Raw genomic sequence first — 23,433 nt, 5'->3', positions numbered from 1 at the left:
TGACCCGGTTCAGGCCGGATCCGCCTCACTTCGGATACGCAAACCGCTGGCAATCGCCTGTTCGATCAGCCAGCGCCGGACCATGCGAATGCCCTGTTCGTTACGGCGACTGGTCTTGTGGGCGAAGTAAAAGCGGTCGCCAGTGATCAGGGAATGACAGGGCAGCCGCACGAAGGCCTGGGCGTCGGCCTCGTCGCTGAGCATGTAGTCGTTGGTCAGGGCGATCCCCTGATGAAAGCGCGCCGCTTCCAGCGCCATCAGCATGTGGCTGAAATGCTGGATACGGGTCTTGGCGGGCAACGGTTGCTCCGCTACGCCAAACCAGGCGTCCCAGTCGCCGGACTCGCGGTCGTAAATGCTGTACGTCGACAGCAACGGAAAGCAGGCCACCTGCTCGGGCGTCAGCGACAGGCGTTCATCTTCGACGCTGTCCTCGGGCAGACCCAGTTGTTCACATATCGTGCGCCAGTATTGCCGGCTGCAGATGGGAAACAGACGCTCCCGGTAGAGCAGGTCGTAGGTAAAGGCCTGGCTGTTCCTGTGGATGGTAATGAAGCAGTCCGCCACTCGATCGGACAGCTGAGGCGATTCACCGGTCATCTCCAGCACCAGGTCCAGCTGGGAATGGGCCCGCTGCAAACTGGGGAGCCGCGGAATCAGCCAGCGCACGGCGAAGGAGCTGAACACCGCCAGCCGCAGGCGCGAGGTGGCTTCACCCAATACCGCTTCCGTGGCCCGCTCGATCTGCAGTAGCGCAGAGCTGATGTTGTCGTGGTAGGTCCGGCCTTCCTCGGTCAATACCAGATAGCGGCCATTGCGCTGGAACAGCGCTTCGCCCAGATACGCTTCCAGTGCCTTGACCTGGTGGCTGACCGCACTCTGACTGATGTTCAACTCCTCCGCCGCCCGGGAAAAACTGTTGAGCCGGGCAACGGCCTCGAAAACCGGTAAGGCCCGCAGGGGTGGCAATTTCATCGTTCCGGTACTCCTATTTAGGGTGCTTCTATCTAGCCTCTAAACCGGTACGCCTATCTATCGACTATCTAGCGCTTATCCATCGACCCTCTAGCATCTATCTCGCTAGCCGCTTTCCTACTCTGTCCGCCTATTATCTAAATAACTAATGTAGCGTTTTCAAATATCATTAAACAGGATAAAAGCAGCGCACTAGACTGGACTCTTCGTTAACCGGGTTCCATTCCCACGCAGGAGAAAGTCATGTCCGGACGCACCGTTAACAGCGCCATTCTGTTGCTGATTATCGGCAATGCAATGGCCTTGGTTTCCGATGTCTTCATCAAGCTGCTGGGCCCGGATACGCCGGTGTTCCAGTTCGTGTTCCTGCGCTGTGTCATCACCTTGCTGCTACTTGTGCCTTTGTGGCGTCAGATCAACGGCAGCCATGTGTTCGAAGGGCTCGGCATTCATACCGTGCGCGCGCACATTCACCTGATCGGCATCGTCGCTATGGTTATGGCCCTGGGCGCGTTGCCGCTGGCCACCGCCAACGCCATTTTCTACGCTGCACCCGTGCTGGTCATGGTGTTGTCGGTGGTCTTTCTGCGCGAACGGTTGGATGGCCGCAGCCTATTTGCGGTGATCAGCGGCTTTATTGGCATTGTGGTAATCCTGCGCCCGGTGGAGGTGAATTGGATGGCCCTGAGCGCTTTGGTGGTGGCGGCATCGCTGGCGGTCAATGCGTTGATGGTGCGCAAACTTCCCAGCGGGCAGTCGATGGTGCATAAGCTGTTCCTCAGCTACCTGCTGGTGCTGCCAGCCGCCACCGCGCTCATGCTGTGGGAGGGAGCGGCCTGGGACGCATCGATCCTGTTCAATGCCATTGGCTCATCCGTGTTCATCCTCGGCTACAACGTGACGGTGCTGTTGGCCTACCGCCAGGTAGAGGCCAGCCAAGTGACCTCCGCAGAGTACACTGGGCTGATCTGGGCGGTGGTGCTGGGTTGGTTCTGGTTCGGGGAAACCCCTGACTTGTGGTTTTTGCTGGGCAGTAGCATGATCGTCGTGCCATTGATCCTGATCGGCCTGCGCCAGCACCGCGTGAGCCGCAAGCGGGCCGCGCTGGTCGGGGAGGCGGGCTGATGTTTCAGGCCCTGCGCCTGTCTAAATGGTAAGGCAGGCGCAATCAGATGGTAGTGAAAAGGCCTCCGCGAGACTGCTAATCCGGCATAAACTGTTTGTTTTTAACTACTGCTGGTTTTAAAGCACGCTTGGTTCCAAAACACGCCCGGTTGTAAAGAACCGCGGTTTTGAACCTCTGCCCGTTTTGAACCGCTATTGGCTTTCATCGGACGGACCCCTTACATGGCCGAGAACACCCAGCGTCTTCAGGCATTGGATGCCCTACGCGGAATCGCGGCGGTGAGCGTCGTGCTGTTTCACTACATCCCGTATTACCACGAACTCTATGGCCACGGTTTTACGCCTTGGAGTTTCTTCGACTTCGGCCGCTACGGCGTGCACCTGTTCTATATCCTGAGTGGCTTCGTCATCTTCATGACCCTGGAGCGCACGCCGGGCGCGGGCTGGTTCGGACTAGCACGGGCGTTTCGGCTGCTGCCTGCCCTCTGGGTGGGTATTCTATTGACCAGCCTGTCGGTTTATTTGCTCGGTCCTGCAGACCGTGCAGTGGGGCTGACCGGCACCTTGTGGAATTTCACCCTTCTACACGAGTATCTGGGTTTTAGCCCGGTGGACGGCGCCTACTGGAGCTTGGTTGTCGAAGCCACCTTCTACGTTTGGATGGCCATTCTGTTTTACAGCCTCGGTGCCGGTCGTCGATTGCACGGTGTATTCTGGCTCTGGGTGGTGGGCAGCTACATCGGCGTTATTTACTGGAAGCAGATTCCCGAAACCTACGAATTTCTGGTTAAGGAGCTTTTGTTCGTCAAATATGCGCCCCTGTTTATCAGCGGCATGCTGCTCTTCCAGTGGCACCGTTACGGCCGTCCGCCGGTGGCCGACCGCTGCCTACTAACGCTCTCGATGCTGCATTGCCTGATTGCTTACAAAGCACCGTTCAATTTGTTTGTGGCGGGTTGCTACGGCGTGTTCATCCTGGCGGTGTGCGGCTACCTCAACTTTCTGGCCAACCGGGTCTTGCTGTGGCTGGGCAGCCTGTCCTATGCGCTTTACCTGGTTCACCAGAACATCGGCTACGGCATCATCAATTTGAGCTACGAAGCGGGTTTACCCGGCCAGGCCGGCGTGGCGCTGGCCGTTTTAACCGCGTTTATCCTGGCCTATGGCATTCACCGCTGGGTGGAAAAACCGGCACTACGCTGGTTCCGCGACCGCCGCCGCGAGGTACTGGAGCGGCGCCCCAACGAAGCCGAGCCGGAACAGGTGGTTTCCCGCTCCTGAGCGCCTACAGCAGGCTGTTGAGGATAAAGGCCAGCGTGCCGCCGGTAACGACAACGGCAAACAGGGCCAGTACCCCGTCGCGGGAGATCATTGCCAGCCCGAACATCACCAGCGCCAGACCGCCGCCGTTGGCGCTGAAGGGCACGATTTCCATCGCCGGCATGGCCAGCGCCACCACCACCGAGCCAACCGCCAATACGCTCAAACCGGGTCCATTGACCAGTTGCGTCAGGCGCGGCTTGATCACCCGGTCAATCTTTTGTGCCGGTTTACGGCACCACGCCAATCCCTTACGCAGTTTGCCGCTGGGCAAGGTGCGACCGACGATCCAGCGAGGCATCCAGATGTGTTCGCGCCGGAACAGCATCTGCCCGGCGGTGAGCAACACCAGCACGGCCATTAGCGTCGGCACGCCGGGAATGTCGCCGATCAGCGGCGCCAGCGTGATCAGCCCAGCCAGCAGAACAATAGGGCCAAACGAGCGATAGCCGATCTCGTACAGAATGTCCTCCAGCCTGACCTTGCTATGCTGGGATGCGGCAAGGTCGATGCGATCAATAAGCTGTTCCAGATTGCGCAGGTCCCCGGCTAAATCCATACCCCAAAATCCCCCGCTGAAATATCATTAACCACTGAGTTCCCCAGCCAAACGCCCAATTATCGCAATAAAACCACGTTCTTTATATCCGCCATTTGAGGCCCGTCAGCCAACGCTCGGCAATAACATAGGCTTGCAATGGGTACCCGGCGCGGCGATATCAATCACCGAAACCCGACCGATAACCACCGGCTTTGAGAAACCGCTCACTGAAGCGACAGGTCATGTTGTTTAAGATTAGTTGTAGCCCGCCCGATGTTCAGTTGCTCTCCAATCGGCCGGTGAGGGCTCGGGTCAGGGCCAGGGCGGCGCCGGTGAGGGCGCCGGCAACATGAGCGGTATCGATCACCGGCGCGCCAATCAGCGCCGACGTTCTGGTGCTGCCAAGGCCCAGCCCGTCGATCACCAGTTTACCCACCACTAGAACCAGCACGGCCGCCGCTGTCCAGGGCTGGCTTCTGAGCTGGCGAATGGCCTCATAGATGAACAGGCCGTAGAGGCAGCCGGAAAACCCCCGATACCAGGCCAGCGCCGGCAACGTTGCCAGCAAGGCGAGCGAGACTGCCAGCGCCAGGACAATCACGCAGGCCAGCCAGACGCGCCAGGATTCCCGCGGCGGAAAGAGAGCGGCCAACACCAGTACGCCCAGCCCATTGAGAGCGAGATGGACCAGTCCGACATGGCTCCAATGCGCCGAGACCAGGCGCCAGACTTCACCGCCATCAATGACCGCCCACCGCTGTAGCTCCAGCCATTCCGCCGGCAGCAGATATAACAGGAGCAGGCTGACCGCCAGTCCGAGATAGCGTTTTGACAGACTCAAGAGTTCCGACTCCGCATAGAGCATTCGCAACAGCCTAGCGCATCCTGGCGTCCCCGGTCGGTGAACCCGAGCTATTTACGTGATCCTGGCCCGATAAAACTTGCACTGCGCGTTGGCCTCGGGTTGAAATAAAAAACTAAAGCGACTGCTTTATACGCAGCAACAAATTACGAAACCCATTGGCGATATAACAACAGACACCGCCCAGCGAGGTAGCGCTATGGCAAACCAGCATTTCGACGTCCTGATCGTGGGGGCCGGGCTATCCGGTATTGGCTCGGCTTACCACATCCAGACTTACTGCCCGGACAAGACCTATGCCATCCTCGAGGGCCGCGATGCCATCGGCGGCACCTGGGATATCTTCCGTTACCCGGGCATCCGTTCCGACTCGGATATGTACACCCTAGGCTACAGCTTCCGTCCCTGGCGAGAAGACAAGTCTTTGGCGGACGGCCCGTCCATCCTCCGCTATGTGAAGAGCACCGCTGCAGACTACGGCATCGACCAGCAGATTCGCTACAACCATTGGGTCACCCACTATGACTGGTCCAGCGCCGATGCCACCTGGACCGTTACCGCCAAGAATCAGAAGACTGGCAGAAACGTTCGCTATACCTGTCACTTCATCATCAACTGTTCCGGCTACTACCGTTATGACGAGGGCTACATGCCGGACTTTCCGGGCGTCGAAACCTATAAGGGCCGTCTGATCCATCCCCAACACTGGCCCGAAGGCCTGGATTATGCCGGCAAACGGGTCCTGGTCATCGGCAGCGGCGCCACGGCGGTCACTCTGGTACCGGCCATGGCCGAGTCAGCGGCCCAGGTCACCATGCTGCAGCGTTCGCCCACCTGGATCGTCTCCTTGCCGGATGTGGATGTTATCGCCCGGACCCTCAACCGCCTGCTGCCGGCCAAGGCTGCATACCCGCTCACCCGCTGGAAGAATGTGGGCTTGCAGACACTCTTCTTCCAGGCCTGCAAGCGCTATCCCAAGCTGATGCGGCGACTGCTCCGGCAGCACCTGCGCAGCCAGTTGGGGCGACATTTCGACATCGATACCCACTTCAATCCCAGCTACGATCCGTGGGATCAGCGCCTCTGCCTGGTCCCCAACGGCGACCTGTTCCGTGCGTTGCGCAAGGGCGCGGCCAAGGTGGTCACCGACCACATCGACACTTTCACCGAAAAAGGCCTCCGACTGAAATCCGGCGAGGAGCTGGAGGCAGACATCGTCGTTTCCGCCACCGGCCTCAACCTGGTTGCATTGGGCGGCGCCGAAGTCACGGTGGACAACCAGGAAGTCGCACTCGGCGACACCATGAGCTACAAGGGCATGATGCTCAGCAACGTGCCCAACCTGGCGCTGGTGGTGGGCTACACCAACGCCTCCTGGACGCTAAAGGCGGATCTTACCAGCGAGTACGTGTGCCGCATTCTCAACCACATGGACCGCCAGGGTTACGATGCCTGCACGCCACACGTAGGCGACGACGTCGAGGTGGAGCCGTTTATCGACCTCAACTCCGGATACGTGCTGCGGGCCCTGGACCGCCTGCCCAAGCAGGGCGACCGCAAGCCCTGGAAGCTCTACCAAAACTACCTGCTGGACCTGATGAATCTGCGCTACGGCAGCGTCGACGATTCGGCGCTAGCGTTTTCCAGGAGAACGCCGGTGCCGGACACGATTGCGCTGGCCGAACAGCGGCGCTAAATCGGCCCGTCTTTCCACAAATGGCTCTAAAGCCGGGATCAGGGCTGTCCCGGCTTTTTTATTATCCGGGGCCCACGCTTTGGTCCGAGACAATGCCAGCGGTGTCAGCATCCTTCAACGCACTTCCCCGAGGCGTTGAACGATAGCGTTCGTCCGCTCAGCGGCACATGCACCGGCACCTCGGTGGCTTCGATAAACGACGCCGTACGGGTTCCTTCGCGCACCTTGCCGCCCTCGGTGGCCGGCTCGTTGGCATGGGAAGCAATCACACTGGTGGGCTGGACCAGGTCGTTGATGACGTAGGCCGCCTCTGTGGGCCCTGTGGTGTATGTATCGCCGATATTCATCACCGCCAGTTTGGCGCCATAGTGGCGCCGCACCACCACGTCCTGCTCGGCGGTAATACCGGTATCGCCCGAGAGATAGACCACCAGCCCGTTGCTGAACTTGAGGACGTAGCCGGTCGGTGGCCCGACATACGCGGTGATCCCGGCGGTTTTCATATTGTCGCCCAGCTCGCCGCCGATATAGTCCGGCGCCAGGCCATTGCTATGCACCGCCGGGACTGTCGTGATCCCCACCCCGCCGACATTCACCATCGCCCCAAACCGGGCCAGTACGGAATTCTCCGGGTTGCCGTCGGCGGCTCTGAGCTTGCCCGCGAAGAAGCTGGGCATCTCGCTGCCCGTGACGATTTTGGCATCCTTGGCCATGGCAATTTTCACGCTGCTCGACAATGGCGTTGCCGTTACCGAAGCCTCCGGTTTGGCGCAAGTCCCGGCATTGGGTTTGGCAATATGGCGATCGCCGATATGGTCACCGTGAACATGGCTGACCAGAACGATGTCGATGTCTCCCAACCGCGGATCGTCCGGCCCGGCCACGGTTCGACCGGCATCGTAGAGGATGCGGGTGCCGTTCGGGTCCTCGAAGACCAAGGCCCGGTCCATCGCGCAGAACTCGCCATCCTGGCTTCCCAGTGGCGTCACACGCACGTTTTCCGCGGCCATCGCGAGTGTGCTTCCGAGCATAAGCAGCGCGGCGGCGGTCACGCGTTGTCTGAATGAAATCATGGTTTGAGTCTCCCTGCCTGAATGTCCTTTTATCCGCTACGTCATTCGTTGTCCGCAAAGTCCGTCGTTCATCCGCTTCGGATACGCCATCGTCAATCAGACCGATCATACGCGAATGGACATCAGTCGCGACAAAGCCGGATCTGTGTCAGTATGGACCGTCCTGATCTAATCACCAATTCCATCAATTCGTCGCCAGGGGAGTCCGTAAATCGGACTGAGAAGGTATCGAGCGCCGCTGTTTTTACAGTCACTCGATGAAACCCTGGAACCTGATCCGGTTAGCACCGGCGGAGGAAGCGCGACATGTTCTATACCGTAGCGGCCGTGGCGGCTGCATTGCTTGTATTTACCTGGCTGGGCGTGCGCGCCCGCGTGGCCGACGGCGGCCTCGACGACTATGTCACCGCCCGTAACTCCCAGGGTGCCCGGGCCCTGGGACTCTCCTTTCTTGCATCCGGCATGGGCGGCTGGATCCTGTTCGCACCGCCTGAAGTCGGCGCCATGGTCGGGCCCATCGGCTTGGCGGGTTACGCGCTCGGTGCCGCCCTGCCATTCATCGTGTTTGCCTTCTGCGGCCCGGCGATACGCCGTCATCTCCCCGAGGGCCGCAGCATCGGGGAGTTTGCCCAAACCTGCTATGGCACCGGGATGCGGCGCTGGGTATCGCTGATTTCCGTGCTTTATATGCTCTGCTTTCTGACCGCGGAACTTACGGCGGTGGGTGCCATCACCGGTCTGCTAACCGATCTCGACGGCAACGTGGCGGTTCTTGGCGTCGCTGTTGCCACGCTGGTCTATACCGCCTGGGGCGGGCTACGGGCCAGCCTGGTAACTGACCGCTGGCAAGCCTTGCTATTGGTTGCGCTCATTCTCGTCGTCGGCGCCGTCGCCTTACCGGGACTGCCCAGTCAGGTGGAACGTTCGCCAATGCCCTCGATTCCGGTGGGCAGCGCGCTGGCCGTCGCGCTGACGCTGGTTCTCGCCGTCACCGCCGCCAACTTGTTTCACCAGGGTTACTGGCAACGGGTCTGGGCTGCCCGGGATGGCACCGCCCTGGGCCAGGGCGCCGTACTCGGCGGCGTAATCACCATTGCGGTGGTAGCCCTTGTCGGCGGCCTGGGCATTACCGCCGCCATGAGCGGTACCGATCTTGGCTCGCCGCCGATCCCCTTCTTCGCACTGCTCAGCCAAGCGCCGGATTGGCTGGCACTGGTCGCTCTCGTCCTCGCGCTGACGTTGGTGGCTTCGTCCGTCGACACGCTGCAGAACGGCCTCGCGTCGTTAGCGGTGACGGAAAAGGCCGGGCTTTCCCTGAGTGCGGCGCGCTGGATTACCGTGGGCCTGATGGTGCCGGTCGTGGTTATCGCATTACAGGGTTATTCGGTACTCCGGCTGTTCCTGGTCGCCGACCTGCTTTGTGCAACGGCGGTGATTCCCGTATTGATGGGCCTTTGGACGCGAATGTCCCGCGAAGCCGCGATCTGCGGCGCTGCTGCCGGCCTGATGGGCGCGGTGCTGCCGGGCTGGGTCGAAACGGGTAGCTTCGTAATGGGACTACAGGTGGCCAGCTTCCCCGGTGGGGTGCCGACACTGGCGCCGTTTGTGGGGGCACTCGTGGCGTCGGCTGCGGTGAGCATCGCGGTCGGCCTTGTACGACCAAGTCGTTACGGACCGTCTCGTTAAGTCTATTATTAAAAATAAGTCTATTGGCGATTCTGCAAGCCTTGGGGACTCGGCCCTGGGCGCAGGAATCGCCGATAGCTTTGAGCAAAGGCTCTTTAGTTTTCGTCTACACACGTTCACCGCCTGACGCTCATGTGTCCGGAATACAATACACTGTCTAAAACACCGGACACTCTCAATCCCCGCCAAATCTCACGCCAAACCAGCCCTTGAGCCGCAAACCGGCGCGGCAGCGCTGTCCGGATTTCCGGATACTTTTTGACCCGCCTCCCAGTGAAATTTCTAAATAGCTGTATTAATTACCTTTTTATACTTGGCACAACATAAGCATAAGCCTTCCTGCCGCGGGTTTTGCCCCGGGCCCCATTCCTACAAAAACAAGACAGGAAGGAGAATGCTATGACGATCCGAGGTTTACTCGCGGTCGCCGCGACGGCCGCCATTTCCCTTGTCACCGCCGTAACGCCCGTTCAGGCGGGCACCGTGACGTCCGACACGCTTCCGGCAGGCACTCATGCCGCATCCCGGGACCGCCAATATCAGGTCTATATTCCAGACAACCTCACCACGCCAGCCCCCATGGTGATGGCCCTGCACGGCTGTAGTCAGACCCAGGCCAACACGCTAAACGAATGGGGCCTGCAAGCCGCTGCCGATCAGTATGGCTTCATCCTGGTGACGCCCTTCATTACCAGCTACGACGGACTACGCAACCAGAATTGCTGGGGTTTCTGGTTCGACCAGCATCAGCATGAAGGCTCCGGTGAGCCGGAAGATCTGGTGCGCGTTGCCCAGACCGTCGAGTCCGAGTACAGCGTGGACCCGAACCGCCGCTACATCACCGGCCTGTCCTCCGGTGGCGCTATGACCGTCGTCGCCGCCGTTGCTCATAACGAGTACTGGGCCGCTGCTGCCTCCGCCTCGGGCTTGCCCTACGGTGAAGACGCCGCTTCGGTATCGCTGTCCGGGCAATGCCCGGGCAACGCCACCTTCCACAGCGTGAGTCAGGTGGCCAACGATATGGAAGCGGAACTGGACGACACCTACCCCATTCCGATGATGGTGTTGCAGAACAATAACGACTGTACCGTCGTGCAGCCCGCCGGCCGTAACATCCGCGATGCCCATCTGCGGGTCTTCGGCGACGCCGCTCACGACTCACCGGCGGAAGCCCAGCAAAGCCAGGCCGCGTGCAGCCCGTACTACCAGAATAACTACAGCTGCATGCATACCCGCTATGGCACCGGCAACGGCCGGTCCATCGTCGAGACCGTGTTCTACGACGGCCCACTCAACACCGCCAACAGCACCGACACCAACCACGGCCACTACTGGGTCGGCGGCGAGGATGGTAGCGAGGGCGCCTGGGCCGTTCGTGCCGGCCCCAGCTATCCGGACATTATCTGGGACTTTTTCAATCGTCATACCCGTAACGGTTCCGGCGGTAGCGATGGCTCTCCTTCTCTGACCCTACAGGGCGACAACCCGCTGGAAGTTGAACTGGGCAACAGCTTTACCGATCCCGGCGCCACAGCCACCGATCCGGAAGACGGCTCATTGAGCGTCGACGCCGATTGCTCAAGCGTGGATACCAGCACCGAGGGCGATTACACCTGTACCTACAAGGCGACGGACTCCGACGGCAACAGCGTTAACCGGACCCGCACGGTCACGGTCTTCGACCCCAGCGCACCGGACGTTACCTGCGAGACCGCGACGGCTTCGCCCAACGCCCACATTTCGGCCAACCGCGCCGTTGCCGGCGGCAACTCCGACCTACGGGCGCTGTCGCTGACGGACCGCCAGGACATCGGCGGATCGTTCGATACCTGGTCCTCGGTTACCCTGCATCAGGGCGAGCCCGGCACCTGGTATGCCGCCGAACCGGAAGCCTGCCGCGCAGGTGGTGGGGGTGGCGATGGTGGCGATGGCGGCGACGGCCACACCTGCCAGGACTGGTACGGCACCAACCTGCAACATGACTCCGCCAGTCGCGCCTACTACCAGATGGGTTACTACACCGTGGGTGGCGACGATGCCCTGGGCCAGATCTCCGGCAGCTATGCCTGGGTCCGTGAATCCAGCCCCGGCGTCTTCCACGCAGGCCAGTGCCCCTAACCCCAAAAAACAAACGACTTCCCCGCATCCGGCGTTGTGCCGGATGCGGGTTTAACAACAACAATATCGAGGAAACGCCTCATGCACCGGACTTACCGAAAACTGCTGCTCTGCACATTGATCGGTTCGCTATCCCTGGGACTCACCGCCTGCAACGACGATGACGATGACAGCCCTGACGGTCCCGACGGGGTTACCAACGAGCGTCCCGCTTCCGTCAGCGGCGATGTGCAGCATGCCCGTTACGATGGCGCCAGCAACGACCTGCTAACGGCGGGCCTCGGCGCCAGCGGCCTGGCCAGCGGCACCGCACCAGCGCCTGCGGATACGCTCAATCCCACGGCGGAAGAACTGCGCACCTTGGCCATCTACAACAACTACCGCGCTCTGGTGGATACCAGCGCCGGCGGCGGTTACGGCAACCTGTTCGGCCCGCAAGTGGGGGCTGACGGCGCCGAGGGCAAGATTCCGGGCGACGAGTATCTGGCCTATATCCGCATCGACGATGACACCGAAGTCCCGGTCACCGTTATGGTGCAGATTCCGGACAGCTACGATCCAGCCTCATCCTGTATGGTGACTGCGCCTTCGTCCGGGTCCCGCGGCATCTATGGCGCCATCGGCACCGCCGGGGAATGGGGTCTGAACAAAGGCTGCGCCGTGGTTTACACCGACAAGGGATCCGGCACCGGGTCATTCAATATGGAAACCGGCGCCGCCCAGGATATCCACGGGCGCCTGACCACTGACGACAGCGCCGATGTCCAGTTCGAAGCGGATCTGGAGGCCGGCGAACGGGCCACCTTCAATACCCACTGGCCGGACCGCTTCGCCTTCAAGCACGCGCACTCCAAGACCAACCCGGAGGCCGATTGGGGCCAGTACGTACTCAAGTCGATCGAATTCGGTTTCTACATCCTCAACGAGCGCTTCGGCGAAGAGACTGACGAAGGCGAACGTCTGGTCACGGTCACGCCGGACAACACGCTGGTCATCGCTTCCTCGGTGTCCAACGGCGGTGGTGCTTCCGTCCGTGCCGCAGAGCAGGACGAGAAGGGCCTGATCGATGGCGTTGCCGTGTCCGAGCCCAACGTCAATCCGACCGTGGACACCCGCTTCACTATTCGCCAGGGCAGTGGCCCGGTGATCACCGATCACAGCCGCAGCCTGCTGGACTACACCACCGCCATCGGGGTTTACCAGGGCTGCGCCAACCTGGCGCCGGGCGTCAAGGACACCGCGCCATTCAACGCGGTGCTTAACGACCTCGCGGTGGATGAGAATATCTGTACCGTGCTGTTCAACAAGGGCCTGATTACCGGCGCCGATGTGGATGCCCGGGCCGCCGACGCCCAGCGCATTCTGGAAGAAGACTTCGGCGTTCAGCCCGAACAGAACCTGGTGGCGCCCAGTCACTTCGGGGCATCCGTCGCCCAAAGCATCTCCATGACCTACGCCAACGCCTACGGCCGGTTCGGCGTCGAAGACCGGCTCTGTGAGCTCAGCCTGGCGGCGACCGACGGCTCCACCGGCGCCGTGACACCCTTGGCGGAAGCGGCCGAGGAAGTCTTGTTCTCCACCAGCAACGGCATTCCGCCCACCGGCGGTATCAATCAGGTGTACGACGGCGCCACCGGCGTTCCAACCAGCCTGAAACTGAGCACCTCGCCCAGCAGCGGCGTGCAGGATCACGGTCTGGATGCGCTGCTTTGCCTGCGCGGCCTCGCCCAGGGTACGGACGCGGTGAACGGCGGCGTGCTGCCCAGCGAACAGGCCGAGCAAGCTAAAGCCATCGCCAGCGGCATCGAAACCATCCGCGCTAACGGCAACCTGCAGGGTAAGCCGACGGTCTTCGTCACCGGCCGGGCTGACGCCATCCTGCCCATTAACCACACCTCACGGCCCTACTTCGGCCTGAACCAGACCGTGGAGGGCAGCGACAGCAGCCTGCGCTACTACGAAGTGCTCAACGCTCACCACCTGGACGCGTTCAATGCTTTCCCGGGCTTTGATGCGCTCTACGTGCCGCTGCACCGCTACTACTTCCAGGCGCTGGATCTGGTCTATGCCCACCTCAAGAACGGCGATCCGCTGCCGGCGAGCCAGGTGGTGCGCACCACGCCAAGAGGGACCGGCGCGCCGGCTCTGACCGAAGCCAACGTGCCGCCGATCCAGGCCGAACCGGCCGCTGCGGATCGCATCCTGTTCGAGGAGAACCAGGTGCGCATTCCCGACTAGGCCATAACCGATTTCCGGTCCCGCCAGGGTCCGGGGTGCCGCCGCATCCATTCTGTCGCTTTGCGACGTTACTTACCGCTGCTTGAGCGTCGGCGGGCGCTCCCGGCTTGCCTGAACAAAGTCCATCAGGCCCATAAAAACGACTGCTAACACAAAGGAACTCATTGATGTATAACAACAAGCTCTTCCGCGGCTCTATTTCCGCCCTGGCGCTAGCTGTCGCTAGCAGTGCGAGTGCTCTTGAACTCAACGTCGCCGACACCAAAGCTCAACTCTACGGTTACGGCAAGCTCGACTTTATCTACGACGTCGATGCAGATTTGGGCCCGCTGGTCACCCACAGCAAGATCCGCCTGGACGGCGCCGACGGCCCGGATGGCCACACCAACCTACAGGCCATTCAAAGCCGGCTGGGCGTAAAAACCGCCACCGATACGGCAATGGGTGAGGTCAAGACCGTGATCGAAGGGGACTTCTACGGCAACGGCGGCGGCAGTTTCCGTCTGCGTCATGCCTACGGTGAATGGAACGGCCTCCTGGCCGGCCAGACCTGGAGTAACTTCGGTAACTTCCTGGGCACCACCCCAACCATCGACTTCCTCGGCCAGGTCGGCCAGACCGTTATCGCACGCCAGACCCAGCTGCGCTACACCACCGGCGGGCTATCCGTCGCGCTGGAAGATCCGGGTACCCTGGGCGGTTCCGCCGCGCTGCTGCCGATTGCCGGCAACCCGGCACCGGATGCCACCATCGAAAACAACCTGCCGGACCTGACCGCGCAGTACAAGATGACAGCGGGCGCGGTCAGCCTTGCAGTCTCCGGCGTCGCACGCCAACTCAGCATCTACAATGCCGGCAACGACGATGAGGAGAGTACCTTCGGCTACGGCGCGGGCCTGTCCGCCAAAATCGCCCTGTCCGAGGGCCTGAGCATCCAGGGCTCGATGGTCTACGGTGACGGTATCGGTGGCTATCTGTACGGCAACCCGGGCGCACCGGCCTACTACGATTCGGCTTCCGGCGATGTGGAAGCCGTCACCGCCTACGGCGGCACCCTGGGCCTCAGCGCCGACATGGGACCGGGCAGCTTCAACCTGGGCTATGGCCTGGCGCAGGCGGATTGGGACGATGCCGAAGATGCGGGCATGGACCTCTCCAGCCAGAATGAGCAGTTCTCCAGCATCTACGCCAATTACATCTGGTCGCCGATTGGCGGCGTCACCTACGGTATCGAGGCCGGCCTGCATAGCCGCGAGACCGTTTCCGGTGACGACGGCGATGCCGTGCGCATTCAAGGCATGGCGCAGTACAGCTTCTAACGTCAGAAGCAAACCTCTGTCTTTCTTCTTTTGCCCCGGCTATGCCGGGGCCTTTTTTGGCCGATAACAGAGAAGTTGGCCGGCCTGGGGCAACACCCTATACTTCAATAACGTTCGCCCGGCGGGTAAGCGCTATCAGAACCGCAGAACAACAACAAAGGTCGGTCGTTAGGCCGAATCGCCATGAAACAACCCTTCGACTATCCGCCCAAGACCGGATTCACCCGGGAGTTGATCCCCGCGCTGTTTCCCATGTTCGAGCAGGCCAGCGCCGGCGCTATTGCCGTGGACCGCCAGTCCCGGGTGACCTGGATCAACGCCAGCTACCTTAACTTGTTGGGCATCAGCTCACCCGACAGCGTGGTGGGCAAGCCGATTCAGGCCGTCATTCCGGAGACCCGCATGCCGGAGGTGGTGAAGACGGGCACGCCGATCCTGCTGGATATCATGGAATACCGGAAGCAACAGCTGGTGGTCACCCGCTTGCCCCTGTTCGACGAGGCCGGAGCCGCCAACGGCGCTATCGCCCTCGTGCTCTACGACGACCTGCAGCCGTTAACGCCGCTGGTGAGCAAATACCGGCGGCTACACCAGGATTTGCTCGCCGCGCGCAAGGCTCTCGCCAAACGTACCCGGGGCACCCGCTATAGCCTGGCGGATTTTGTCGGTGCCAGTCCGGCGGCCCTGGAAGCCAAACGCCGTGCCCGGCTGGCTGCCGGCCGGGACATGCCGGTATTACTTTTGGGCGAAACCGGCACTGGCAAGGAGGTGCTGGCCCAGGCGATCCACGCCATATCGGAACGGACAGAGCGTCCGTTCGTCGGCGTTAACGTGGCAGCGGTGCCGGAAAACCTGTTGGAAGCGGAGTTCTTCGGGGTCGCCCCGGGCGCCTATACCGGCGCCGACCGCCGCAGCCGGGACGGCAAGTTCCAGCTTGCCGACGGCGGCACGCTCTTCCTCGACGAGGTGGGGGATATGCCCCTGCCGCTGCAGGCGAAATTGTTGCGCGCCCTGCAGGAAAAAGAAGTGGAGCCACTAGGCTCAAACAAGGTGCAGAGCGTGGACGTGCGGGTGATTGCCGCCACCAGCCGCAATCTCGAAGCCATGGTGGCGGACGGCAGTTTCCGCTCCGATCTGTATTACCGGTTGAACGTGCTGGAGATCCCCATCCCGCCGCTGCGGGATCGACTTATGGACATGGGCGTGTTGTGCGAAGCGCTGCTGGAGAGCATCTGCAACAGTCTCAAATTACGCGGCGAGATTACCGATACCGCAGTTTCGGCTCTATGCGGTTACGACTGGCCGGGTAATATCCGCGAGTTGCGCAATGTCCTGGAGCGGGCGCTGACCATGGGCGACGAGTCCGGCGTGCTGGATGCCGAAGCCATCTTCCGGGTGCTACCCGGTAGCGTGCGCCGGCCGGTCAATGTGGAAGAGCCCCTGCCCCCGAGACCGCTGGCGCAGGTGATGGCGGACGCCGAGGCTCAGGCCATCAATGCCGCCCTGGCCGCCAGCCGGGGCAATCGCTCGCGAGCGGCGGATATCCTGGGCATTTCGCGTTCGGCGCTGTATGAGAAATTGGCCAAATACGAGGTCTAGTGCACTCACGATTTACTCCAGATCGATCCGCCGGATGGCTGTGCGCAGGAAATCCGCCTTCTGCCGGAACTTCGCCTTCAACTGGGGATCCTTGCTCGCCTCAAGCTGGCTCTCAACACCCCGCAGTTCCTGCACCAGCCAGCCGCGGATCATCACGTAATAGCGCGTGTCCGTGCCGTAGCGGGCGATGGTTGTCAGTGACGCCGGGTCCTGGGGCGATGCTATCGCGGCGTAGACAGCCTGCACCATTTCGCCGATACGCTGCTGTTCGCTGACGCCACTGGCCTGGCACCCTCCAAGCACCAGGACCACCACGAGAAAGGCCGTAACCCCAAACCGGTTCATGCCGGTAACCGCTCCATCACCAACTGGCAGGCTTGGTCCTGGGTGAGAGCATCGCAATCGGCGACGATATCGGCATAGCGGCTATAGAGCGCGTGGCGTTCCTCGAACAGCTCCTCCAGCGTCTGGTCCGGCCGTTTGGAGATACCGCGCAGGCTGTAGTCGCCGATGCGCCGCTTAACGGTGGCGAGGGAGACATTGAGGAACACGACAATGCCGTCCTGTTTGAGATGGGCCATCGCCTTCTCGCTGTAGACTGCACTGCCACCGGTGGAGATCACGCTGCCGCTTTCGTTAACCCGGCACAGCACCCGCTCCTCGATTTCGCGCAGGGCGCCATAGCCATCATGGTCGACGATGTCTTGCAGGGTCCGGCCTTCCGCCGACTGAATCAGCAGGTCCGTATCCACAAAATCCATCGCCGCCTGTTTGGCCAGCAAGACGCCGACGGTGCTTTTTCCAGAACCCGGCATACCGATAAGGATCAGATTGGTTCGCATGGGGAAAGTGTATCGCACAACGCCCGGCTACGCCGCCAGGGGGAGCGGTGCGTCGCCTGCAGGCATCAGTCCAACACCGGTTCGACGCTGCGCTTGTATTCATCGTATGTCTGCGACGCCCGGGCCATGCAGGCGTAGTATTCTTCGGTATCGACGATCTGCTGGCACTCGGCCTGGCGCCGGTGCTGAGTCGAGTCGTAGACACCGCGAGAAGAGCAGCCGGCCACGAGTGTCAGCGCCATGGCAAACACCATGACCCGTTGAATATCATATCCCTTCATGCCATCGCTCCTCCCGCTGCCATCCCCGGTTCTGCGTTTGTCGGTATTACGCATTCATACCGGATAATGTGTCCGTTGCTGCATCCCAGGTCCAGTAACGATCCGGCCTCAGATGGACCCCGCCAATCCAGCGATCGCGAGCTAACTGCTCGCCTGCCGACGCCCGGCCGGCCAGCACTTCGCGGCCCTGGTCTGTCACGCCGTAACGCTGTTCGGGATCGATCAGGTGAGCCGGCGTCCGCCGGTCAATCGTCAGCAGAGCCCACTCGCCTTCGGCCAGGGTATGCAGCAGCCCGTAGAAACCAAGATCGCCCATGAAGCTCCGTTCCTCGGTGGTCTGGTACTCTTTGAACAGGTCGTTGAATCGATCTTCTCCCTGGGCCACCAGGCAAAGCGCCTGGAAGGCAGTGCGTGAAAGGCCGGTGCGGGGGTGGGGGTATTCTTCCAGCGTGCGGCGTATGGCGCCCTCGAGAAACGGTAACTGCGTGAGATCGCTACGCAGTAGCGCGACCCAGGCTTCCGGCGTGGGCTGCCTGAACGCGGCCCATGCCCGCCGGGCCAGTTCGAGTTGGGCCCCGGCCACCGCCGTTTCCGCGGAAAGCCGCTGCCGAATGGCGTCCGCCGACGACGGACCGAGATACTCGTCGGTACAAAGCAGGGTTAGCCGGGTGCCACCCAGGTCTTCGCCGGCGAACCAGTCCAGTAGTTGCAGCAATTGCAATTGATCGTAAAGATCATGCTCGAACCAAAACCGGACCCGGTCATAATCACGAAAGCCGGCCAAGCGAGCGTCCCGCGCCGCAAATTCAGCCTGCAGGGGGCCCAAGGACGCCCAGCCGCGCTCAGCGATAAACCGCGCGCGGACTTCGGACAATGCTGCGAGGTCCAAACCCCCGGGCACCGGCCCTTCATGCAGGATATCCCGCCAGGGCAACGGATCGCCGGGCATAGCTGCGGCCGCCAGGGCAGCGACCGCACAATCGCCATTGGTGATATTGAGTATGCGTTCGGTCATGGTGACGGCTGACGCTCCACGGCTGCAGTGTCCGACACGGTTACAGGGTCCGGGTCAGTTGCGTTGTCAGGGCTATTGGCCGGCGACGAACTCCAGAACGACCTCCTCATCGGCATCGTAGAGTTGCAGCACCGGGCCCTTGAGGGTGTAGCGCACGGTGTCCTGCAGCGCCTGGTGGAAGTTCTCTTCCCGCTCCATGCCTTGAAAACAGGCCATTTGCGTGACTGTCAGCTGACTAATGGCCAGTTGGTTGCCCTCGCGCTCATAGCCGCCGGAAAATTGATTGCAGCCGGAGAAACCAGCCACCCGATCATTCTCTTCCATCAAGACGATATTGAGCTTGCGCTGGTCCGCGCCGTCTCTGATCGGGTCACCGTACAGGCCTTTGAGTTCCCAGAAAGTGTTGACCAGCTCCACCGGCGCAGCGCCGGTCTGGTCCACTGGGGCGATTCGGCCTCCAGCTCGATTCACCACGATAGCTACGGGCGTGTCGGCTTCACCGGGTGTTACCGGGTTGGCTTCGGTGCTGATGAACATCAAGCGGTCGTCATTGGTGATCTTGGCCCGCAGGTTGTAGCGGCGGCTGTCCATGATCTCCCTGGGGTCGTAGTCGAGCTCGAACGACCAGGGCGGGCCGTTTTCGGCGCGGAAGCTCGTCCGGGCGATCACATCCGACGGCGCATCCGCCAGTGAGACGTCTTCAAGGATCACCGTCACCATGGCCTCCGGCGGCACTGCCATGCGCTCACGGTAGCTGACCGTTCCCTCAATCTGCTGCGCGTTGGGCACCCCGCCCCAGATATGGGCGTCGCTGGCGCAGCCCGATAGCAGCAGAGCTGCCAACAGCGCTGAGACCCATGCAGTCGGACCTGACCGCAGCTTTGACAATCGCTTTTCCGTCGGCTTCATCCTGAGTCCTCTTCCTGCTCTGTGTTATGCCACAATCATGACGTTCTATGCTGTGATCGTGACACCGGAAGGCGCCACTGGCCAGCACGCCGCCCCGAGTTTATCCCATGCTCACTTTACCCCGGAGCTGCTTGGTTTTGCCGCGCTGGGATTTACGGTCCATACGCTTGCGTCGAGACGAGCGCGACGGCCGGGTTGCCCGGCGCTTTTTGCGTGTCTCCGCAACGCTCTGGATCAAGCTGCGAAGCCGTTCCAGAGCGTCCTCACGGTTCTTTTCCTGGGTGCGGAACTGCTGAGCCTTAATCACCAGAACACCCTCTTTGTTGATGCGCTGGTCACTGAGCTCGCCCAACCGCTCCTTGTAGATTTCGGGCAACGATGAAGCGGTAATATCAAAGCGCAAGTGAATCGCCGTTGACGTTTTATTAACGTTCTGGCCACCGGCGCCCTGGGCGCGAATGGCGGACAGTTCGATCTCCTCTTCGGGGATCGATAGGGTACGCGAAATCTGCAACACGATCGGCTCCGTAATTCGTTGGATAGGCAGGCAGTCCGAGTTTTACGGCAGCTCAGGGCGCCTGGGTCATTTCCCGAACCATGGCCGGGCCGCCGAGCTGGCGCATCTGCCGGGTGATCCAGTCCACCCGCTGCCAGACATAACTCGATGGCTGAACGGCATTATAGACCTTGGGATTGGGCAGGACCGCCGCCAGCCGTGCCGCCTGCGACGCATTAAGCTGACTGGCGCCGATGCCGAAGAAGCGTCGACTGGCCGCTTCCACGCCGTAAACCCCGTCGCCAAATTCAGCAATATTAAGGTAAACCTCCATGATACGGCGCTTGCTCCAGAGCGCTTCCAGCCCCAGCGTCAGCCCGGCCTCCAGCCCCTTGCGCACCATCTGCCGGCCGTTCCAGAGGAACAGGTTCTTGGCTGTCTGCTGGGAAATGGTACTGGCGCCGCGCAGACCCTCGCCCTCGCGATATTGTTGCACGGCGGAGGCGATCGCATCGATATCCAGCCCCCAATGCTGGAGGAAACGCTGGTCTTCACTGGCGATCACCGCTAGCGGCATCCAGGGAGAAATCCTCTCCAGACTAACCCAGTTCTGCACTTGCCGGCGTTCGGGGTGCTGGATTTGATCCGCTAGCATAAAGGCAGTGGTCGGCGGATTGACGAAACGCAGCAGGACAATCAGCCCCACCACCAGCGCCAACAGGCCCAAAACGATAAAAAGCAGCCAGCGACCCACCCGCTTCCAGCCTGATTTGCCTGCCACGCATAAACCTCGCGAAAAGAACTTAGGGAGCCTCTGATTAGGGCACGAAACGTTGAACGTCGCCCGCTACCACATCAGGTCATCGGGAATCTGATAGTCCTTGTAGGGATCGTCCTCGGCGGGCTGGTCGGCCTTAGGATCGTGCTGGATGATGGGGATCTCGCTGTCGCGCTCGCGAATTTTACCCGCGGCATCGGCGGGGATGATGTGAAATTCCTCGCCCAAGGCTACGATGGCCAGACGCCCCCGCGCCAGCTGGTCTGCCTGTTCGGCGCCGACATAGATCTTGTGGACCTTCCTGCCAACAACAAACTGGTACGCGGTCTCGCCCTTACTGCGATTCACGGCGTGCTGATCGATCAGCTGACGAATTTGGGCCTGCTTGGCCTGGCGTGCCTGCTGCTCCTGGCGCTGGCGGTTGATCTTACGATCACGGGCCACCTTCTCAGCTTTGGCCTGTTCCGCTTGCTGGCGGCGGGCCTCGGCGTCGGTATCCACCGGTTTGTTCTGTTTGCGGGCCTTGCGCTTCTCCTGACGGACCTGGCGCACTTTTTTCTCATCCGCCAGGCCTGCCTGGAGCAGCTGTTCCTGCAGGGATTTAGCCATGAGCAATCTGCCTCGATACATGGGTGACCGGGGCATTATCGACAAAGGCGAACGGCGATGGCAACCGGCGAATCGCTAGTGTCCCGTCACATCGCCCTGCGGGCTGGCCAATACCACCACATAGCCTTCGGGGTCCCGCAGCCAGACTTCCCGGTGCCCGGCATTCTTGTTCACAAAGGGACCATCCAGAACCGGCACCGTCATACCTTCGATCCGTGTGACAATCTCGTCGAAATCGTCGACCTCGAACCACATCAGCACGCCATTGCCGTATGGCTTGCGGCGCTGATCGCCAAGATAGTCATGCTCGTGCGCGTCCCAGTGGTTGATCTGGAGGACCAGATCACCCGCGGCATCGGTGAGCTGTTCATAGGTATCGCTGCCGTGTCCGCTCTTACAGCCGAGCAGTTCCCGGTACCAGGCGCTGGCGGCCTGAACGTCGGACACAGCAATGAGGGGTTGGGATTTCATGGCGTTCACTCCTTACTCTCAAGGGATTGAGTGAAGCGAGGCGTCGCTCTGCGAACGCCTACAACCGCCCGCTCCGGCGCAGTCGACGGAGCACTAGGGTACGATAAAGCCGTGACAGCAAAGACCGAAGACCCGGCAATTGGATCAGCCAGGCCAAGGGGCGCAGCAGGGGCACTCTGGCCATCAACAGCCGGTATGCATCCAGCTCCCGATGTATATCGCCCTGAGCGTCCCTGACGTGAAGCTCGCGCAGCGCGTCCTCGGGATCGATCCCTAGCCGCCGCAGCTGGCCTTCACGCCCGGTAATGTCGAGCCACTGCACCCGGTGGCTGGATGAACCCGCCAAACGCTCATAGCGTCGCCGATCCGCCCGGCAGCGCGGGCAGGCCCCGTCATAGAACACCGTGAGTGGCGAATCGGTTTGGCTCATCCGGCACCTTCGGATTAGAAATGGCTTCTATCAACAGTATGGGAGCGGCGACCCAATGATTCAAACGGCCTGAACATCCCGCTCCTCAAACACCTCCCGAACCACCGACATACCGTTCAAAGCAGCCGGGAAACCGGCATAAACCGACATTTGCAAAACCGTTTCGATGATTTCCTGCGCGTCGCAGCCGACATTCAAAGCGCCGTGAATATGAACCTTGAGTTGTGGCTGGCAATGTCCCAGTGCGGTCAGAGCAGCCACGGTCACTAGCTCACGTGAACGCAGATCTAAACCTTCCCGTTGATAGATATCACCAAAAGGATATTCGATAACATAGCGGGCCAGGTCGGGACAGATTGATTGTAGGCTGGCGATTACGGCCTTGCCGGCTTCTCCATCAATCTCTTCGAGTTTTGTCAGGCCTCGTTGGTATCTCAGATTCTCCATGGTGCTCTCCTCATGCTCTTTCCTCATGGAACGCGTCTCTTCACGAAAAAGTGTGGCTTTAGCCTGACGCTTCGAGCGCACTCTAAGTCAAGGGTCTGGAGAGCTGCCGGTAGTGTTCTAATTTCGTCTTGAGCGCCTCGAGGTGATCCAACTCCTCCTGTATCCGTTGGCTCAAAGCCTTGTGATGCGCCTCCAACAAAGCCTGGCGGGGCGCAAATGTGCTCTCACCCTGTTCGCGCAATTTTGCGTAGTGCAAAATCTGGCTCAACGGCATTCCGGTTTCCTTGAGGCGGGTAATGAAACCGACCCATTCGCGATCCCTGGACGAGTAATCCCGATGGCCACTGGCGTTACGCGGAATATCCGTCAGCAAACCGATCTTCTCGTAGTAGCGCAGGGTGTACGCGGATAGACCGGTCTGCGCCGAAAAATCGCCTATATTCATTCGCCGATCTCGTCTGTGGGCTTTAAGAAACCTCTGATTAAGTCTATGGGCGATTCTGGCTCGCCCTGAAAGCTTGAATCAAGACGCGGTTTCGCAGGAAGGCTGGCTTTAACCTACCGGGAGGGGTGACGTTGACCCCGAGCGCCGAGGCGTTTAAA

General features: G+C 61.0%; 24 protein-coding genes and 1 riboswitch. Of the genes, 8 read left to right on the top strand and 16 right to left on the bottom strand.

All coding sequences use genetic code 11. The features are described 5' to 3' along the window. Window positions 1–9: 9 nt before the first annotated feature. A complete protein-coding gene (locus tag FXO11_RS00650; RefSeq protein ID WP_148861090.1) occupies window positions 10–975 on the bottom strand; it encodes a LysR family transcriptional regulator in 966 nt (321 codons plus the stop codon). Window positions 976–1,218: 243 nt separating this feature from the next. Here FXO11_RS00650 and FXO11_RS00645 point away from each other — a divergent pair, with 243 nt between their 5' ends. Both FXO11_RS00645 and FXO11_RS00640 read left to right on the top strand, forming a co-directional pair. After that, on the top strand, window positions 1,219–2,100 hold the full coding sequence (locus FXO11_RS00645) for a DMT family transporter (RefSeq protein WP_148861089.1): 882 nt from the start codon (window positions 1,219–1,221) through the stop codon (window positions 2,098–2,100). Between the two features lie 222 nt (window positions 2,101–2,322). Beyond that, window positions 2,323–3,381, top strand: coding sequence for an acyltransferase family protein (locus tag FXO11_RS00640; RefSeq protein WP_148861088.1), 1,059 nt, complete (start codon window positions 2,323–2,325; stop codon window positions 3,379–3,381). Between the two features lie 4 nt (window positions 3,382–3,385). On the opposite strand, the gene FXO11_RS00635 is transcribed toward FXO11_RS00640, so the two are convergent. Both FXO11_RS00635 and rrtA read right to left on the bottom strand, forming a co-directional pair. Beyond that, window positions 3,386–3,979 (bottom strand): exopolysaccharide biosynthesis protein, encoded by a 594-nt coding sequence (locus FXO11_RS00635; RefSeq protein WP_148861087.1) that lies wholly within the window; start codon window positions 3,977–3,979, stop codon window positions 3,386–3,388. A gap of 259 nt (window positions 3,980–4,238) precedes the next feature. Next, window positions 4,239–4,802, bottom strand: a complete 564-nt coding sequence (gene rrtA, locus FXO11_RS00630; protein ID WP_168203102.1) for a rhombosortase — start codon at window positions 4,800–4,802, stop codon at window positions 4,239–4,241. A gap of 220 nt (window positions 4,803–5,022) precedes the next feature. On the opposite strand from rrtA, the gene FXO11_RS00625 reads away from it, so the two are divergent. Further along, window positions 5,023–6,519, top strand: a complete 1,497-nt coding sequence (locus FXO11_RS00625) for a flavin-containing monooxygenase (protein ID WP_148861085.1) — start codon at window positions 5,023–5,025, stop codon at window positions 6,517–6,519. A gap of 104 nt (window positions 6,520–6,623) precedes the next feature. Here the strand turns inward: FXO11_RS00625 and FXO11_RS00620 are convergent, their stop codons facing one another. Beyond that, on the bottom strand, window positions 6,624–7,592 hold the full coding sequence (locus FXO11_RS00620; RefSeq protein WP_148861084.1) for an MBL fold metallo-hydrolase: 969 nt from the start codon (window positions 7,590–7,592) through the stop codon (window positions 6,624–6,626). Between the two features lie 187 nt (window positions 7,593–7,779). Further along, window positions 7,780–7,909: riboswitch (TPP riboswitch) on the top strand. Between FXO11_RS00620 and FXO11_RS00615 the strand changes: the two genes are divergently transcribed. The 5 genes from FXO11_RS00615 (at window position 7,899) to FXO11_RS00595 (ending at window position 16,552) form a co-directional block, all read left to right on the top strand. Beyond that, window positions 7,899–9,278, top strand: a complete 1,380-nt coding sequence (locus FXO11_RS00615) for an SLC5/6 family protein (RefSeq protein WP_148861083.1) — start codon at window positions 7,899–7,901, stop codon at window positions 9,276–9,278. Its footprint overlaps the riboswitch before it by 11 nt. Window positions 9,279–9,677: 399 nt before the next feature. Next, window positions 9,678–11,396 carry an extracellular catalytic domain type 1 short-chain-length polyhydroxyalkanoate depolymerase gene (locus FXO11_RS00610; protein ID WP_148861082.1) on the top strand — a complete coding sequence of 573 codons (1,719 nt, stop codon included), beginning with the start codon at window positions 9,678–9,680 and terminating at the stop codon, window positions 11,394–11,396. 81 nt (window positions 11,397–11,477) lie between these two features. Further along, complete coding sequence (locus FXO11_RS00605) at window positions 11,478–13,634, top strand: 3-hydroxybutyrate oligomer hydrolase family protein (protein ID WP_148861081.1); 2,157 nt, start codon at window positions 11,478–11,480, stop codon at window positions 13,632–13,634. A gap of 167 nt (window positions 13,635–13,801) precedes the next feature. Continuing rightward, a complete protein-coding gene (locus FXO11_RS00600; protein ID WP_148861080.1) occupies window positions 13,802–14,953 on the top strand; it encodes a DcaP family trimeric outer membrane transporter in 1,152 nt (383 codons plus the stop codon). 183 nt (window positions 14,954–15,136) lie between these two features. Further along, window positions 15,137–16,552 (top strand): sigma-54 interaction domain-containing protein, encoded by a 1,416-nt coding sequence (locus FXO11_RS00595; RefSeq protein WP_148861079.1) that lies wholly within the window; start codon window positions 15,137–15,139, stop codon window positions 16,550–16,552. A 12-nt stretch (window positions 16,553–16,564) separates the two neighbouring features. Here the strand turns inward: FXO11_RS00595 and FXO11_RS00590 are convergent, their stop codons facing one another. From FXO11_RS00590 to FXO11_RS00535, 12 genes are all read right to left on the bottom strand, one after another. Next, window positions 16,565–16,897 (bottom strand): hypothetical protein, encoded by a 333-nt coding sequence (locus FXO11_RS00590; RefSeq protein WP_148861078.1) that lies wholly within the window; start codon window positions 16,895–16,897, stop codon window positions 16,565–16,567. Further along, on the bottom strand, window positions 16,894–17,394 hold the full coding sequence (locus FXO11_RS00585; protein WP_148861077.1) for a shikimate kinase: 501 nt from the start codon (window positions 17,392–17,394) through the stop codon (window positions 16,894–16,896). The genes FXO11_RS00590 and FXO11_RS00585 overlap by 4 nt, the downstream gene beginning before the upstream one ends. A 65-nt stretch (window positions 17,395–17,459) precedes the next feature. Beyond that, window positions 17,460–17,675 carry a hypothetical protein gene (locus FXO11_RS00580; protein ID WP_148861076.1) on the bottom strand — a complete coding sequence of 72 codons (216 nt, stop codon included), beginning with the start codon at window positions 17,673–17,675 and terminating at the stop codon, window positions 17,460–17,462. A 46-nt stretch (window positions 17,676–17,721) separates the two neighbouring features. Continuing rightward, window positions 17,722–18,690, bottom strand: coding sequence for a hypothetical protein (locus tag FXO11_RS00575; RefSeq protein ID WP_148861075.1), 969 nt, complete (start codon window positions 18,688–18,690; stop codon window positions 17,722–17,724). Between the two features lie 72 nt (window positions 18,691–18,762). Further along, window positions 18,763–19,599 carry a YbaY family lipoprotein gene (locus FXO11_RS00570; protein WP_148861074.1) on the bottom strand — a complete coding sequence of 279 codons (837 nt, stop codon included), beginning with the start codon at window positions 19,597–19,599 and terminating at the stop codon, window positions 18,763–18,765. 100 nt (window positions 19,600–19,699) lie between these two features. Beyond that, window positions 19,700–20,116: an alternative ribosome rescue aminoacyl-tRNA hydrolase ArfB gene (gene arfB / locus FXO11_RS00565; protein WP_148861073.1), complete on the bottom strand. Its 417-nt coding sequence runs from the start codon at window positions 20,114–20,116 to the stop codon at window positions 19,700–19,702. A 52-nt stretch (window positions 20,117–20,168) separates the two neighbouring features. Further along, a complete protein-coding gene (gene mtgA / locus FXO11_RS00560) occupies window positions 20,169–20,876 on the bottom strand; it encodes a monofunctional biosynthetic peptidoglycan transglycosylase (RefSeq protein WP_148861072.1) in 708 nt (235 codons plus the stop codon). A 66-nt stretch (window positions 20,877–20,942) separates the two neighbouring features. Further along, window positions 20,943–21,482, bottom strand: coding sequence for a DUF2058 domain-containing protein (locus FXO11_RS00555; protein WP_148861071.1), 540 nt, complete (start codon window positions 21,480–21,482; stop codon window positions 20,943–20,945). A 75-nt stretch (window positions 21,483–21,557) separates the two neighbouring features. Further along, window positions 21,558–21,953, bottom strand: a complete 396-nt coding sequence (locus tag FXO11_RS00550; protein ID WP_148861070.1) for a VOC family protein — start codon at window positions 21,951–21,953, stop codon at window positions 21,558–21,560. Between the two features lie 58 nt (window positions 21,954–22,011). Continuing rightward, a complete protein-coding gene (locus FXO11_RS00545) occupies window positions 22,012–22,383 on the bottom strand; it encodes a thiol-disulfide oxidoreductase DCC family protein (RefSeq protein WP_148861069.1) in 372 nt (123 codons plus the stop codon). A 60-nt stretch (window positions 22,384–22,443) separates the two neighbouring features. Then, window positions 22,444–22,830 (bottom strand): carboxymuconolactone decarboxylase family protein, encoded by a 387-nt coding sequence (locus FXO11_RS00540; RefSeq protein ID WP_148861068.1) that lies wholly within the window; start codon window positions 22,828–22,830, stop codon window positions 22,444–22,446. Window positions 22,831–22,912: 82 nt separating this feature from the next. Next, window positions 22,913–23,275: a MerR family transcriptional regulator gene (locus FXO11_RS00535; RefSeq protein ID WP_148861067.1), complete on the bottom strand. Its 363-nt coding sequence runs from the start codon at window positions 23,273–23,275 to the stop codon at window positions 22,913–22,915. Between the last annotated feature and the right edge of the window lie 158 nt (window positions 23,276–23,433).

Source organism: Marinobacter fonticola, assembly GCF_008122265.1.
Classification (GTDB): Bacteria; Pseudomonadota; Gammaproteobacteria; order Pseudomonadales; family Oleiphilaceae; genus Marinobacter_A; species Marinobacter_A fonticola.
Note: the sequence above shows the minus strand (reverse complement) of the source record. Positions and strands in the feature narration are given on the sequence as shown.

What these genes read in the sequence shown, in the direction of transcription:
- FXO11_RS00595 (WP_148861079.1), top strand. Translation starts at nt 15,137, where the DNA reads ATGAAACAACCCTTCGACTATCCGCCCAAGACCGGATTCACCCGGGAG.
- FXO11_RS00640 (WP_148861088.1), top strand. Translation starts at nt 2,323, where the DNA reads ATGGCCGAGAACACCCAGCGTCTTCAGGCATTGGATGCCCTACGCGGA.
- FXO11_RS00645 (WP_148861089.1), top strand. Translation starts at nt 1,219, where the DNA reads ATGTCCGGACGCACCGTTAACAGCGCCATTCTGTTGCTGATTATCGGC.
- FXO11_RS00650 (WP_148861090.1), bottom strand. Translation starts at nt 975, where the DNA reads ATGAAATTGCCACCCCTGCGGGCCTTACCGGTTTTCGAGGCCGTTGCC.
- FXO11_RS00585 (WP_148861077.1), bottom strand. Translation starts at nt 17,394, where the DNA reads ATGCGAACCAATCTGATCCTTATCGGTATGCCGGGTTCTGGAAAAAGC.
- FXO11_RS00535 (WP_148861067.1), bottom strand. Translation starts at nt 23,275, where the DNA reads ATGAATATAGGCGATTTTTCGGCGCAGACCGGTCTATCCGCGTACACC.
- FXO11_RS00610 (WP_148861082.1), top strand. Translation starts at nt 9,678, where the DNA reads ATGACGATCCGAGGTTTACTCGCGGTCGCCGCGACGGCCGCCATTTCC.
- FXO11_RS00615 (WP_148861083.1), top strand. Translation starts at nt 7,899, where the DNA reads ATGTTCTATACCGTAGCGGCCGTGGCGGCTGCATTGCTTGTATTTACC.
- FXO11_RS00550 (WP_148861070.1), bottom strand. Translation starts at nt 21,953, where the DNA reads ATGAAATCCCAACCCCTCATTGCTGTGTCCGACGTTCAGGCCGCCAGC.
- FXO11_RS00590 (WP_148861078.1), bottom strand. Translation starts at nt 16,897, where the DNA reads ATGAACCGGTTTGGGGTTACGGCCTTTCTCGTGGTGGTCCTGGTGCTT.
- FXO11_RS00605 (WP_148861081.1), top strand. Translation starts at nt 11,478, where the DNA reads ATGCACCGGACTTACCGAAAACTGCTGCTCTGCACATTGATCGGTTCG.
- FXO11_RS00545 (WP_148861069.1), bottom strand. Translation starts at nt 22,383, where the DNA reads ATGAGCCAAACCGATTCGCCACTCACGGTGTTCTATGACGGGGCCTGC.
- FXO11_RS00625 (WP_148861085.1), top strand. Translation starts at nt 5,023, where the DNA reads ATGGCAAACCAGCATTTCGACGTCCTGATCGTGGGGGCCGGGCTATCC.
- FXO11_RS00600 (WP_148861080.1), top strand. Translation starts at nt 13,802, where the DNA reads ATGTATAACAACAAGCTCTTCCGCGGCTCTATTTCCGCCCTGGCGCTA.
- FXO11_RS00620 (WP_148861084.1), bottom strand. Translation starts at nt 7,592, where the DNA reads ATGATTTCATTCAGACAACGCGTGACCGCCGCCGCGCTGCTTATGCTC.
- FXO11_RS00570 (WP_148861074.1), bottom strand. Translation starts at nt 19,599, where the DNA reads ATGAAGCCGACGGAAAAGCGATTGTCAAAGCTGCGGTCAGGTCCGACT.
- FXO11_RS00575 (WP_148861075.1), bottom strand. Translation starts at nt 18,690, where the DNA reads ATGACCGAACGCATACTCAATATCACCAATGGCGATTGTGCGGTCGCT.
- FXO11_RS00635 (WP_148861087.1), bottom strand. Translation starts at nt 3,979, where the DNA reads ATGGATTTAGCCGGGGACCTGCGCAATCTGGAACAGCTTATTGATCGC.
- FXO11_RS00580 (WP_148861076.1), bottom strand. Translation starts at nt 17,675, where the DNA reads ATGAAGGGATATGATATTCAACGGGTCATGGTGTTTGCCATGGCGCTG.
- FXO11_RS00555 (WP_148861071.1), bottom strand. Translation starts at nt 21,482, where the DNA reads ATGGCTAAATCCCTGCAGGAACAGCTGCTCCAGGCAGGCCTGGCGGAT.
- FXO11_RS00540 (WP_148861068.1), bottom strand. Translation starts at nt 22,830, where the DNA reads ATGGAGAATCTGAGATACCAACGAGGCCTGACAAAACTCGAAGAGATT.